General features: G+C 58.8%; 11 protein-coding genes. 1 reads left to right on the top strand and 10 read right to left on the bottom strand.

Annotated elements, in window-relative coordinates:
• Positions 1 to 231: 231 nt before the first annotated feature.
• The 3 genes from QP970_RS07720 to ileS all read right to left on the bottom strand — a co-directional run bounded on the left by QP970_RS07720 (position 232) and on the right by ileS (position 5,198).
• Positions 232 to 942 carry a hypothetical protein gene (locus QP970_RS07720; RefSeq protein ID WP_239269920.1) on the bottom strand — a complete coding sequence of 237 codons (711 nt, stop codon included), beginning with the start codon at positions 940 to 942 and terminating at the stop codon, positions 232 to 234.
• A 142-nt stretch (positions 943 to 1,084) separates the two neighbouring features.
• A complete protein-coding gene (locus QP970_RS07715) occupies positions 1,085 to 1,594 on the bottom strand; it encodes a hypothetical protein (RefSeq protein ID WP_239269921.1) in 510 nt (169 codons plus the stop codon).
• Between the two features lie 439 nt (positions 1,595 to 2,033).
• Positions 2,034 to 5,198, bottom strand: a complete 3,165-nt coding sequence (ileS, locus tag QP970_RS07710) for an isoleucine--tRNA ligase (RefSeq protein ID WP_284869841.1) — start codon at positions 5,196 to 5,198, stop codon at positions 2,034 to 2,036.
• 285 nt (positions 5,199 to 5,483) lie between these two features.
• Between ileS and QP970_RS07705 the strand changes: the two genes are divergently transcribed.
• Positions 5,484 to 6,482 (top strand): HNH endonuclease signature motif containing protein, encoded by a 999-nt coding sequence (locus QP970_RS07705; RefSeq protein ID WP_239269923.1) that lies wholly within the window; start codon positions 5,484 to 5,486, stop codon positions 6,480 to 6,482.
• 336 nt (positions 6,483 to 6,818) lie between these two features.
• Here the strand turns inward: QP970_RS07705 and QP970_RS07700 are convergent, their stop codons facing one another.
• From QP970_RS07700 to ftsZ, 7 genes are all read right to left on the bottom strand, one after another.
• Positions 6,819 to 7,025, bottom strand: coding sequence for a hypothetical protein (locus QP970_RS07700; RefSeq protein ID WP_005278448.1), 207 nt, complete (start codon positions 7,023 to 7,025; stop codon positions 6,819 to 6,821).
• Positions 7,026 to 7,164: 139 nt separating this feature from the next.
• The gene (locus QP970_RS07695) at positions 7,165 to 8,361 is read right to left on the bottom strand and encodes a DivIVA domain-containing protein (protein WP_239269924.1); all 1,197 of its coding nucleotides are present in this window, start codon (positions 8,359 to 8,361) and stop codon (positions 7,165 to 7,167) included.
• 208 nt (positions 8,362 to 8,569) lie between these two features.
• The gene (locus QP970_RS07690) at positions 8,570 to 8,860 is read right to left on the bottom strand and encodes a YggT family protein (RefSeq protein ID WP_005278444.1); all 291 of its coding nucleotides are present in this window, start codon (positions 8,858 to 8,860) and stop codon (positions 8,570 to 8,572) included.
• Positions 8,861 to 8,954: 94 nt separating this feature from the next.
• A complete protein-coding gene (locus tag QP970_RS07685; protein WP_239269925.1) occupies positions 8,955 to 9,428 on the bottom strand; it encodes a cell division protein SepF in 474 nt (157 codons plus the stop codon).
• 102 nt (positions 9,429 to 9,530) lie between these two features.
• The gene (locus QP970_RS07680; protein WP_239269926.1) at positions 9,531 to 10,229 is read right to left on the bottom strand and encodes a YggS family pyridoxal phosphate-dependent enzyme; all 699 of its coding nucleotides are present in this window, start codon (positions 10,227 to 10,229) and stop codon (positions 9,531 to 9,533) included.
• Positions 10,222 to 10,959, bottom strand: a complete 738-nt coding sequence (gene pgeF, locus QP970_RS07675; RefSeq protein ID WP_239269927.1) for a peptidoglycan editing factor PgeF — start codon at positions 10,957 to 10,959, stop codon at positions 10,222 to 10,224. Before pgeF ends, QP970_RS07680 begins: the two co-directional genes overlap by 8 nt.
• Positions 10,960 to 10,983: 24 nt before the next feature.
• Positions 10,984 to 12,336: a cell division protein FtsZ gene (gene ftsZ, locus QP970_RS07670; protein WP_239269928.1), complete on the bottom strand. Its 1,353-nt coding sequence runs from the start codon at positions 12,334 to 12,336 to the stop codon at positions 10,984 to 10,986.
• Positions 12,337 to 12,400 lie beyond the last annotated feature (64 nt).

Genomic DNA, 12,400 nt, shown 5'->3' with positions numbered 1-12,400 from the left:
AAACCGGCTACCGGGCGGCTACCGCCACCCCGGTACCTGGTACCGCCTTACCGGTCCCTAAAACAAGCCCGCGTCACACCTGCCCGGCCCAGTGCGCTAGGCCAAGTCCCGCAACATTTGGCCAGACAACACAGAAACCGGAGCACCTCCTCATGGAGGGCTCCGGTTCAGTCACTGTCGGTAGCCTAGTCCGCGCATCAAGCCCGCACTAATCCACTAACTCAGACGAGATTAGAACTTAAACAGTGAGAAGAAGTTACGCAGCGGTTGCAAGAGGCGAGCGAGGCCTGAGTTCTTGTTGAAGAACTTGGCAACACCTTCCACCAAAGCACCCAAACCAGGAATTACTTCAAAGACCTTGCCAAACTTAGAGCTGCCTTCTCCAGCACCAGGGCTATCATCAGCGCCCGGAACCGATGGCTGTGCCGGCTTTGTGGAACCGCTGCCTCCCTCTTTGCCCTTGCCATTACCGTTACCAGAGGTCTGGTCGGGTTGCGACTCGCTGCCCTTATCAGCAGCCTTCACAATGAGCCCTACGCTGTTGCTTTCACCGGTTTTCGGATCCGTGACATGAGGGATCGGAGAAACGGATACCTTGTCACCTGCCATTAACTTGACGTCTGCAGGTACATCGATTTCAAACGGGACAAACTCACCTTCAGGAACTTGGCCCTTCTGTGCAGACTTTTTCTCCAGCTTCACGACGGTTGTCTGAATCCTTCCGCCGGGGAAATAAGCCTCAATTTCCACCTCTTGGCCTGGGTACAAACGAACCTTACCGGTAACCTTTTTGTCTCCTGCCTTGATGTCATTTACTTCCGCGGAAACAGCGAACGGGAATTCGCCTTCAGAGTCCCCAGAATCTGGGCCTTCCTCCTCGGCCACATCCGCAGGTTTAACAACTACTGGTATGGCTTTGCTCTTGCTATCGTCCGGAGCCAAGGAATCATATAGCGAACTAAAGAGTAGTGTTTCACCTGCCTTTAGGTTAATCCCTTCAGGAACGTCGAATTTAAAGGTGACAGCTTTACCATTAGAGGCTCCACCTTCCTCAGCAGATTTTCCTTAAGATGTAGGTCCGTAGTTAATGCCCTGAAGTTTGGGAAAGTAACTTGAACTGTCTTCTTTTGACCTGGGAGCAAAACACCGAGCCAGTGATTTCCCTGTCCCCTGCTTTGACATCATTCACCATTAGAGGAGCCTCTGACTGCTGTCCGCCTTCAGCAGGACCCTTGCCATCATCGTCGGAAGAAATGCCATTGATCCGCGCTTCCCTGACAACCTCAGAATGTGACAAACGCTTCAACTCTTCTTCAGAATAAAGAGGCGTGTTGTCTTTCCCCAAGAGTTCCCTAGCTGTCTGTGCCATTTCGCTAACACTTAGCTCAGTGATCTGACCCACACTCAACTTGCAGTTACGCTGCAGATGCTCCGCAACGTTGGCATTGATGCCAGCATCGAAATCGACGCCGGCTCGGAAGTTCTGTGCACAGTTAAGATGCTCACCAGTAGCCCAAGCAACTGGGGTAACTGCGGTAGCCACGAGAGATGCAGAGATAGCTGCAGAAGCGAGAACACGCTTATTGAGTTTCATACGAACCTTCCAAGGGGTACTTCGAACTACGGGCCCTGTATGCCACGATGTGCTTTCAAAAATGTAAAGCGCGGGCGGACACCGCAGAAAGCGGAATAACACGATCTCTATCGTGCTATTTACGTTTTTAAACGCAAGATTAGTAAACCATATTGCTTTTTACCCAAAAGTGTATACCCGAAAAAGTGTGCGAGATCACTTAATGAACACGGCTTTCGTACATGATGTCAAGGCTGACAATGGCGTCCTCGCTAAACAGAGACCACCGATTACTTCAGCTTCTCCAGCAAGCCCCACAACAAAGTCCACATCCCCATTTCTTCTTTTATTTTAATTCTTACGCATATTGAACCCACCGATTGATAAGTGCGCAAAGCGGCCCAGTCGAACGCTGTAGATAGCATCCGGCCGGGCCGCTTAACGTTTAGCCTGTGTGCTCTTAGTTCTTGGCTACGGTGGCGGTGACTCCGGTGAGGATATCGTGGGCATCGGCAAGCTGCTCGGTGACTACGGAGAACTCCGTAGCCAGCACCTCGCCAGCGATGGTGTCAGCGTGACGCAGCGCCCACTCCTTCTTTTCTTCGGGCACGGAAAGGACCACGGAGATGCGGTCAGATACGTCGAAGCCGGAGTTCTTGCGGGCATCCTGCAAGCCACGGATGACATCGGCGGCCCAGCCTTCGGCCTCGAGCTCTTCGGTAACCTCGGTATCCAGGACGACGAGGCCATCCAGGCCCTCGATGCGGGCCGTGGAGTCCGGGTTCGCCGCCTGCAAACGCTCGGTGTATTCCTCAGGGCTCAAGACGATGTCCCCGTCAACCACGACCTCATCGCCGCGACGCTCGTAGTTGCCCGCCTTAAGATTCTTGATGGCCCGCTGGACATCCTTGCCCAAGCGCGGGCCGGCAACCTTGGCGTTGCAGACCACCTGGAAGGTACCGACGGAATCGACATCGTCAGTAAGCTCAACCTCTTTGACATTGACCTCGTCGCGGATGATGTCGGCGAAGTCCGCTAGGCTCTGCGAACCCGCGAAGGCCACGGTGAGCTTCGGCAGCGGCAGGCGGTTGCGCAGCTTATTGGCCTTGCGCACCGAGGACGCAGCCGATGCCACCGCGCGGGTAGCGTCCATGGCAGACACCAGGTCCGCATCCGCGGGGTAGTCCTCGGCCTTGGGGAAATCAGCCAGGTGGACGGAGCGCTCACCGGTCAGGCCGCGGTAGATGACCTCGGCGACGTGCGGAAGCAACGGGGCAACCACGCACGTGGTGGTCTCCAACACGGTGTAGAGGGTATTGAAGGCCTCCGGGTTGGCATCCTCGCCGCCCCAGAAGCGATCGCGGGAGCGGCGGACGTACCAGTTGGTCAGCACGTCAGCGAAAAGGCGCACCTCTTCGGTGGCGGTGGCGATATCGGTCCCCGCCAGCGCTGCATCGACGTTGGCCACAAGGTCGTGGGTCTTAGCCAGGATGTAGCGGTCGAGCACGTGCGTGGAGCTCGTATCGAACTTCGCCTCCTGCTCGGCGTAGAGCTGCAGGAAGGTGTACGCATTCCAGATGGGAAGCAGCGCCTGGCGCACGCCCTCGCGGATACCCTGCTCGGTAACGATGAGGTTGCCGCCGCGCAGGATGGGCGAGGACATCAGGAACCAGCGCATGGCATCGGAACCATCGCGGTCAAAGACCTCGTTGACATCCGGGTAGTTGCCCTTGGACTTGGACATCTTAAGCCCGTCATTGCCCAAGACGATGCCGTGGGCCACGACCTTCTTGAATGCCGGGCGATCAAAGAGCGCAGTGGACAGCACGTGCAGCAGGTAGAACCAACCGCGGGTTTGCCCGGAGTACTCCACGATGAAGTCCGCCGGCGAGTGGGTTTCAAACCACTCCTTATTTTCAAACGGGTAGTGCTTTTGCGCAAACGGCATGGAGCCGGATTCGAACCAGCAGTCCAGCACGTCCGGCACGCGGCGCATCGTGGACTTACCGGTGGGATCATCCGGGTTGGGGCGGGTCAGCTCATCGATGTGCGGGCGGTGCAGCGACTCCGGGCGCTTGCCGAAGTCCCTCTCCAGCTCATCCAAAGAGCCGTAGACGTCCATGCGCGGGTACTCGTCATTATCGGACATCCACACTGGGATGGGCGCGCCCCAGTAGCGGGTGCGGGAGATATTCCAGTCGCGGGCGCCTTCCAGCCACTTGCCAAATTGGCCATCGCGGATGTGCTCCGGCAGCCACTCGATCTTGTTGTGGTTAAGCTCCACCATGCGATCGCGGAATTCGGTGACCTTCACAAACCATGCGGGCAGCGCCATGTAGATAAGCGGCTCGCCCGAGCGCCAAGAGTGCGGGTAGGAGTGCTCGATGGTGACGTGGCGCACCACTCGCCCAGCGGCCTTGAGGTCCTTGATGATGGACTTATTCGCATCGAAGACCAGCTGACCCTCGTACGGCGGCACCTGGGAGGTGAACTTACCGTCCTCATCCACTGGGACCACCAACTCGATGTCGTACTCGTTGGTGGTATTCATATCGTCTTCACCAAAGGCGGGCGACTGGTGGACAACACCCGTACCGTCTTCGGTGGTGACGTAGTCCGCCAACAGTACCTGGTAGGCATTGCGCAGGTCTGGGAAAAATCCGAAGCTCGGCTCGTACTTAAAGCCCTCAAGCTGCGCGCCGGTGAAGGTGCCCAGCACCTGCGCCTCACCCAGCTCCTTTTCCAGGGTACCCAGCAGGTTTTCAGCCATGATGAACGTGCGGCCAGCGAATTCGCCGTCGGTGGCCTTAAATAGTGCGTAAGAGACCTCCGGGTGAACCGCCAGCGCCTCGTTGGACGGCAGGGTCCAGGGGGTGGTGGTCCAGGCGAGGAAGGAGGCATCGGCAAGCGCGGGGTAATCCGCCAATGTCTTCTCCGCCGCGGTGCCCTCGCGAGCACCTGCGACCGGGAAAGTCACAGTCAAGGTGGGATCCTGGCGCATCTTATAGGAATCATCCAAGCGCGTTTCCTGGTTGGACAAGGAGGTATGCTCCGCCCAAGAGTAAGGCAGAACGCGGAAGCCCTTGTAGATTAGGCCCTTGTCATACAGCTCCTTGAAGGCCCACATGACCGATTCCATGAAGTTGATATCCATGGTCTTGTAGCCATTATCAAAGTCCACCCAGCGCGCCTGGCGGTTAACGTAATCTTCCCACTCATCGGTGTATTCCAGCACCGACTTAGCGCAGTACTCGTTGAACTTGTCCAGGCCCATGTCCTCGATCTGGGCTTTATCGGTGATCCCGAGCTGCTTTTCTGCCTCCAGCTCCGCGGGCAAGCCGTGGGTATCCCAGCCGAAGACGCGGGGGACGTAATTTCCGGCCATCGTGCGGTAACGCGGCACGATATCCTTCACGTATCCGGTCAACAGGTGGCCGTAGTGCGGCAGGCCATTGGCAAAGGGAGGGCCGTCATAAAAGATGTATTCGGGGCAGTCCTTGGTCTTTTCCAAAGAAGCCTGGAACGTATCGTCCTGCTTCCAGTACTTCTGGACTTCTTCTTCCATGTCCGGGAAGCGGCTCGAGCCGCCGGTCATATCGACCTTGGGGTAAATCTTTTTCACCATTGTCTTCCTTCACGCTATAACTTGATGCAGGGACGGGCCAGTGGCTCGCGGTACCACCCTGCTTGAGCTGAAAGCTCCGCTTCATTTCGGTGAAGGAGATAACGGTCCCACCCGTTCAGTTCTACTGAGCCTTATGACCGTTCTTCTGAATTGCTCCCCCGGTGATGGCCGGATCATCGCATGTGCCCGCCAGTATAGCGCCACACGAACGCTGTGCACAAAAGTTATCCACAGGTAGAAATTTTCCTGTTGTACGCGGTTGTGCGTGGCCATAGATTATGAAGCATGACCGCGCTCGAGAATTACTTAGCAGCTATGGCCCCGGGGATGGATATTGTCGCCGGGTGCACTGGCCTGTCTGAGGACGATCTGCGGGCGCATGGCGCGCCGGAGCACACGGCGCGGGAGCTTATCCTGCTCAAAGAGGCTTATTGCGGAAACACCAAATTCACCGGCCGGCGCCGGCGAGCCATGGACGGTGCCCGGCGCAATGGCCATTCCATCGTGGCGTTGTCCATCATCGAAAAGTATGCCCGCAAGATGCCCACGCTTTTCGATGCCTGGCTTCTCCGCGAGCAGCTCTGCACCACCAACGCCGGCACGGCGGATCTAGAAAAACTGGCAAAATCCAAGCTACCTGCGAAAAAGAAGAAGGTTAAGCCTGGGGTGCGCATCATTCGCCGCAAGAACGCGCCGTGGACCCTGGCCATCGATGCGCGTTCCTCGCTTATTGCGGATCTTCATGCCGCGCTAAAAGAGAGCGGCAAGGAGCCGCTCGAGGCAGTGGAACAGACCTTTTTCGGCGGCGGCTCCGCCGTAAAGACCACGGTGATGACCAATGTCCTGGTCAACCTGGATGACTACGTGCGCATCATCAACGGCGATGGCGAGGAAATCCAGCTCCAAATGACCAATGGCGCTACTCTTACCGGCGCCGAGTACCTCGAGCGCGCGCTGAAGGAACGCGGGCTGATTACCCTCATTAGTCCCTATGAGGGAGCGGTGAACCTGTACCGCACGGAGCGCTTCGCCAATGCGAAACAACGCCTGATGGCCGCGGCAGAAAACCCAATCTGCCCGTGGCCGCGGTGCAACAAGCCCGCAGACGAATGTCAGATTCATCATTTGGAGCCGTGGTTGCACGGTGGGTTGACCAACATAGGTAACTTATCCACAGCCTGCGCCTACCACAACGGGGTCAACGACGATGACCCCAATGCCCCGCCACTGCGCGGGCACCTCGTTCGCCGGAATGGGACGATCAGGTGGGAGCCCCCAGATTAGTTAGATCTTTTACGGGGGTTCGTGGCGGGTCCCCGGAGGGGACCGCCGCAGGAACGGGATTCAGGAACCGGACGCGGGTTCCGAGGGATCCGAGGAAACCGCGATCCGGTAAACCGCAGATGGTGCGGATGATTGCGGGCGGTGCGGGCAGTTGGGGTGGTGCGGTTAGTGCGGCTGGCACTGGCGTTGGACCCCACCGGCTAGACGAGGCGCCGCCGTGCGCCTAATTTGGCATGCCGCAATGGCGGGAGCTGATACTTCTGACGGAACATGGCCGAATCTACCCCAGCCTGACCCAGCCGGATCAAGGCTGAGCGATCCTGGACGGCTCTGGGCCTAGTTCTGTTTCCAGCCTTGGGACAGGTCTTCTTCAAGGGCGTTATTATCCGCACGGTACTTGCGCGCCCAGTCGATAATAAACAACACGATGCCGGAGCCCGCTGCGATGAAGACAAGGTACAACGCCCAATCGGCGGTGTTTAAGACATACATCACCAAAGCCACGAAGGCCACAAGGGCAAGGACGAGGGCAGCAACGAGCATGTCAGTTCCTCTCAGAGGGGGTAAAAGTAGCTATGGGAACAATCATAGCGAGGTGGATAAAACCACAATAGCGCCCACTCCCCTAGAGGCGTGGGCGCTACGGGTAACTATTTTGGCTTAGTTACTGCCAACCGGCTACTTAGTTCTTGCCGGCATCGCCGTTTGGTGCGGCGGTTCCGCGGGTCTCGAGCTCTTCCAGCTGGGACTCGAGGAGGGTCTTCAAGCGGGTACGGTACTCGCGCTCGAAGGTGCGCAGCTCGGAGATGCGCGCCTCCAAGGCGGTCTGCTGCTGCTTGACGGTGTTCATGACTTCGGTGTGCTTCTTCTCGGCATCGGCCTGCAGCGATGCGGCCTTCTCCTCCGCCTGGCGAATCTGCGCCTCGGCGCGGGAGGAAGCATCGGACTCGGTCTGCTGAGCCTTCTCCTCTGCCTCAGAAACCAGCTTCTTGGAGCGGGTTTCTGCATCCTGCACCTGAGCGTCGTACTTCTTCTGCGCCTCGGCAAGCTGTGCCTTAGAACGAGAGTCGGCATCAGAAAGCTGCTTTTCTGCGGCCGTGCGGGCCTCGGTCAGCATGGACTCAGACTCGGCGCGAGCCTCAGAGGTCAGGCGATCCGCCATCTCCTGGGCCAAGCCCAGCACACGCGCTGCCTGCATGTGGGTATCAGGGGTAGCCAGGCCGTCTGCACCCTGTGCTGCACCAGCACCTGCGGCGGCCGCTGCGGCGCTGGAGGCGGCCGAGTTGGAGGAACCAGCGGCAGAAGCGGACTTCTTCAGGTTCTCATTCTCGCGCTGGGAAGACTCCAGCTTCTCCTTGGCCTGCTTAGCCTCTGCGCGAGCCTCCTCGGCTTCCTTCTTGGCCTTTGCTGCCTCGTCGCGAGCAGCCTTAAGCTCGGCGGTATTAGCGGCGGCGGTAGCACCCGCTGCGGTGGCATCGGCACCGCTTTCCTTGACCTTTGCGGCCTCGGCCTGGGCGGCCTTTACCTGCTCCTGGGCCTTCTTGGTTTCTTCCTTAGCGCGAGAGACCTCGGACTTGGAATCTGCCAACTTGGTTTCATATTCAGCACGCAGCTTGGCCTCAATCTCCTTGCGCAGAGCTTCTTCATCTGCACCGGAGGTTGCGGCGGCTGCGGCACCAGCCCCTGCTCCGCCGGCCTTGGCGCCTGAGCTAAGATCGCTCACCTGCGCCTGCAGGTCTTCGTTCTCATCCTGCAGTTGGGCAAGGGCGTCCTCAACGAGGTCGAGGAACTGATCTACCTCATCCTCGTTGTAGCCACGCTTGCCAATCGGCGGCTTGCTGAACGCGACGTTGTGTACATCAGCTGGTGACAGTGGCATGACTTGTCTTCCCCTTCGAGTTGATAGAACCCCGGAGGTTCCAGGGCCTTAGGAGCTGCGGTTCCAGTTTATCTAAACCTTCCCCACAAAGTTATATGTGGTTCATGATACGGATTATCGCATTTTATTGTAACCGAAAGTCCACAATAATGGACGTAACGCTGACTCTCAATGTCTACCACAGGTTACGGGGTGATGCGGGGTCGTCCTACAAGAAAATTACCTGCAGGAAAAGCGTCAGGAACGACAGGATGAAAAACAGCACTAAGACGGAAACATCTAGCGCGATTCCACCCATCTGCAGCGGAGGAATGACCCGGCGCAGCGCCTTGACCGGCGGATCCGTGATGGCGAAAAGGGGCTCAGCGATGATCATGAACCAGCGCGGCGGGTTGAATTGCCGCGAGAAAGATTGAATCATCTCAATAATAATCCGGGCGATCAATACCCATGTATAAACCCTCACCAAGAAGATGAGAATAATTCCAATTTCAGTCACGATTACTCAGCCTATCGAATAGTCCCCCGCACGTGCGCATTGCGCACCGTACGGGGGTTAATGGGATGTGCGTCGTTTTACCTAGCCCGCGAACCTAGCGCAGACCGGCGGCGCGCTCTAGTTCAGGCTTGGCAATATCAGCGGACTTAGGCACGACGGCGAATACCTTGCGCTGGGTGTCCATGCCCTTCGACAGGTTGAGCATGCGGCCTTCCAGGCCGAAGCAGAGGCCTGCGGCGAAGTCGATGAAGCGCTTGGCGGTTCCGCGCTCGGCATCGGTAAGCTCAAAGACCACTGCATCGCCATCGCGGAAGGGTTCGCCCACCTTGGCGGCATCGTTGAACGAGGTCAAGGAGATTGCCACGATAGTCGGAACGAACTTCTCCTCGACGGGCGCAGGCGCTGGGGTTGGCTCATAGGCCTGCGGGGCGCGGCGTGGGGCGTAGGCCGCAGAAGTGGCAGCTCCGTTGCCCGCGTAACGCGGCTCGTCGTTGTAGTAGGCGTCGTCTTCTTCGAAATCCATCGGACCAAGCCCGAAGAAATTCTTCGTCCTATCAATGAATGACATTTTGGGTCTCCCTCTGACCTAAATTTGTTCAAGTTCAAGCGCGCAAATGTGAATGATGTGACTCATGTGATTTACGCTGTGAAATGCGCTTTTGCGATATTTTTAACCTACTGGGCGCTTTCCCATGATGCTGGTTCCGACACGCACAATATCGGTGCCCGCAGCAATCGCCGCATCCATATCTGCACTCATCCCGGCTGATAGTTTGAGCTGCCGGCCAAGGCGTTCGGACAGGCGATCCACGTCTGCGCGCACCGTGGAAAATACTTCCCGCGCATCGGCATCGAGAGGAGGAACCACCATGAGCCCGGCGAATTCTAGGTGCTCCGCCGCCTCGACGGACTCGATCACCTCATCCAATTCCTCGCGGATTACTCCCCCGCGCGACGTATCGCCATCGGCAGAAACCTGAATGAATATTGGGAGGTTGTTCTCTCGCTGGCCGCGTTCTTTTGCCAGGCTCACGCCGCGGTCCAGCGCGTTGGCCAGCTTCACCGAATCCACCGAATGCACACTAGTAGCCCACCGCGCGACGTGGTTGGCCTTCTTGGTTTGAATCTGGCCAATCATGTGAAAGCGCAGCTGCTCTAGCTCCTGTGCCTTTGCCCGGGCTTCTTGCTCGCGGTTTTCCGCGACGTCTTCCACCCCGAGCTCAGCCAAAAGGGCGATGTCCTCTGCGGGATGGAACTTGGTCACGACCAGCAATTGCGGTGCCGGGCGCTCATGCTCGGCGGCGATGGCGCTAATGTGTTCCTTTGTTGCGGCGAGGTTATCTGCCAGTTCTTGTTTCCGGTTACTCATGATTAGCCTCCAACCAAATCACACCGGCCTGGCGGCCAGTGGTTCCTTCGCGGCGATAAGAAAAGAAATCCGTGTCCTCAATGGTGCAGCGCGGATCAGAATCGATATTGGTAATGCCCAGGCCCATCAATTGGCGGATAAGCCCAGCGCGCACGTCGATGCCCCACGTCCCTTTCGAGGTCTTGCACTTCGAGCCGGGAAGGCGCCGTTCGACATCGTTGGCCATTTCTTCCGGAACCTCGTAGCTTTTCCCAGATGCGGCCGGGCCCATGACCACCTGGATTCGCTCCGGCTGAGCGCCTAGTTTCTGCATCTCGCGCACGGTATTGACCACGATGCCGTTGCGGGCGCCGAGCCGGCCGGCGTGCACGGCGGCGATGACGCCGGCGGGGACATCGACAAGCAGCACGGGCGTGCAATCGGCGACGAGGACGCCGAGGCCAAGCCGGCGCTGCGTGGTCACCACCGCATCCGTGGCTGGAACCGGGGTATCGCGCGGGCCGTCGATGACGGTGACCGTATTGGTGTGGAGCTGTTCCATCCACACGATATTCTCGAGCCCGGTCACGCGCAGGAGGCGCTCGCGGTTGGCCGCGACGTTGGCTGGTTCGTCGCCGACGTGCCCGCCAAGATTGAAAGACTCATATGGATATGCAGACGCCCCGCCTGCACGGCTGGTAAAAACCATGCGGACGGGGCGGCTGGTGCGATGTTCCTCGTTTACTGGCATGCACACCAGCGTAGCGGTTTGCGCTTAGCGCATGAAGGACGGCACATCGAGATCATCATCGCCATCATCATCGCGGCGCTGACTTGGCCGAGACAGGCGGTAGTCTTCGCGACGCTCCTCGCGGAAGCGATCGGAGTTGGTGAACAGGCCGCCAGACTCGCTGCGGCGCTCCTCGGGGCGGCGTTCTTCCACGCGGCGGTCGTCGTAGCGGCGATCGTCCACGCGGCGCTCATCAGCGCGGCGTTCTTCTACGCCACGGTCCTGGCCGGCGCGCGGCTCATAGGAGTGGCGCGGTGCGTAGTCATCGGCGGCGGGTTGGGTAGGTGCCGGGGTGGCGGAGTTGCCGGACTCGCGGTCGCGGTTATCAAAGAGCGAGCCGGGCTTGCGCTGCTCGGGAGCACGCTGTGAAGATGCTGCCTGGGCGGCATTGGCCTCGGCATCGAAACCGGTGGCGATGATGGTGATGCGGATTTCATCGCCCAAGGTGTCATCGATGATGGTGCCGAAGATGAGGTTGACGTCTTCGTCGGCACGCTCTTCGACCATGGAGGCCGCGGAGTTAACCTCGTGCAGGCCCAGGTCAGAGCCGCCGGCGATGGACAGCAGCACGCCCTTGGCGCCTTCCATCGTGGATTCCAATAGCGGCGAATTGATGGCCTGCTCGGCGGCAGTCATGGCGCGGTTATCGCCCCGTGCGGAGCCGATGCCCATCAGGGCGGAGCCGGCATCAGACATGACGGAGCGAACGTCAGCAAAGTCGACGTTGATCATGCCCGGGATGGTGATCAGGTTGGTAATACCCTGGACACCATTGTGCAGAACCTCATCGGCCGCGCGGAAGGCTTCCACGATGGAAAGCTCTTCCCCACCGAGCTGCATCAGGCGGTCATTTGGAATAACGATGAGGGTATCGCAAACCTCGCGCAGCTCCTCGATGCCGGCCATGGCCTGGCGGGTACGGCGCGCGCCCTCGAACTTGAAGGGGCGGGTGACAACGCCCACGGTCAGCGCGCCCATCTTCTTCGCGATGGAAGCGACTACGGGTGCAGCGCCCGTACCGGTGCCGCCGCCCTCGCCGGCGGTAACGAAGACCATATCGGAGCCCTGCAAGGCGTCCTCGATTTCGGACTTGTGGTCTTCCGCGGAGGTCTTGCCCACCTCAGGGTTAGCGCCTGCGCCCAATCCGCGGGTGGCCTCGCGGCCGATGTCGAGCTTGGTATCGGCATCGGAGAAAATCAGCGCCTGGGAGTCGGTGTTTATGGCGACGAATTGGACGCCCTTTAAGCCTTCTTCGATCATGCGGTTCACGGCGTTGACGCCGCCACCGCCGACGCCGACGACCTTGATATCCGCGAGATTGTTGTTGGAAGAGATCATGTGAGCAGGTCTCACCTTTCGCTACTTTAAGTCTGCACGTGCATTAAACGAGGATTGTATGCGC

The sequence above is a fragment of the Corynebacterium sp. MSK073 genome, assembly GCF_030232085.1.
In the GTDB taxonomy this organism is placed as follows: domain Bacteria; phylum Actinomycetota; class Actinomycetes; order Mycobacteriales; family Mycobacteriaceae; genus Corynebacterium.
The sequence above is the reverse complement of the archived record's forward strand: the minus strand, read 5'-3'. Positions and strand labels throughout refer to the sequence as shown.

What these genes read in the sequence shown, in the direction of transcription:
- QP970_RS07715 (WP_239269921.1), bottom strand. Translation starts at nt 1,594, where the DNA reads ATGAAACTCAATAAGCGTGTTCTCGCTTCTGCAGCTATCTCTGCATCT.
- ileS (WP_284869841.1), bottom strand. Translation starts at nt 5,198, where the DNA reads ATGGTGAAAAAGATTTACCCCAAGGTCGATATGACCGGCGGCTCGAGC.
- QP970_RS07705 (WP_239269923.1), top strand. Translation starts at nt 5,484, where the DNA reads ATGACCGCGCTCGAGAATTACTTAGCAGCTATGGCCCCGGGGATGGAT.
- QP970_RS07700 (WP_005278448.1), bottom strand. Translation starts at nt 7,025, where the DNA reads ATGCTCGTTGCTGCCCTCGTCCTTGCCCTTGTGGCCTTCGTGGCTTTG.
- QP970_RS07695 (WP_239269924.1), bottom strand. Translation starts at nt 8,361, where the DNA reads ATGCCACTGTCACCAGCTGATGTACACAACGTCGCGTTCAGCAAGCCG.
- QP970_RS07685 (WP_239269925.1), bottom strand. Translation starts at nt 9,428, where the DNA reads ATGTCATTCATTGATAGGACGAAGAATTTCTTCGGGCTTGGTCCGATG.
- QP970_RS07680 (WP_239269926.1), bottom strand. Translation starts at nt 10,229, where the DNA reads ATGAGTAACCGGAAACAAGAACTGGCAGATAACCTCGCCGCAACAAAG.
- pgeF (WP_239269927.1), bottom strand. Translation starts at nt 10,959, where the DNA reads ATGCCAGTAAACGAGGAACATCGCACCAGCCGCCCCGTCCGCATGGTT.
- ftsZ (WP_239269928.1), bottom strand. Translation starts at nt 12,336, where the DNA reads ATGATCTCTTCCAACAACAATCTCGCGGATATCAAGGTCGTCGGCGTC.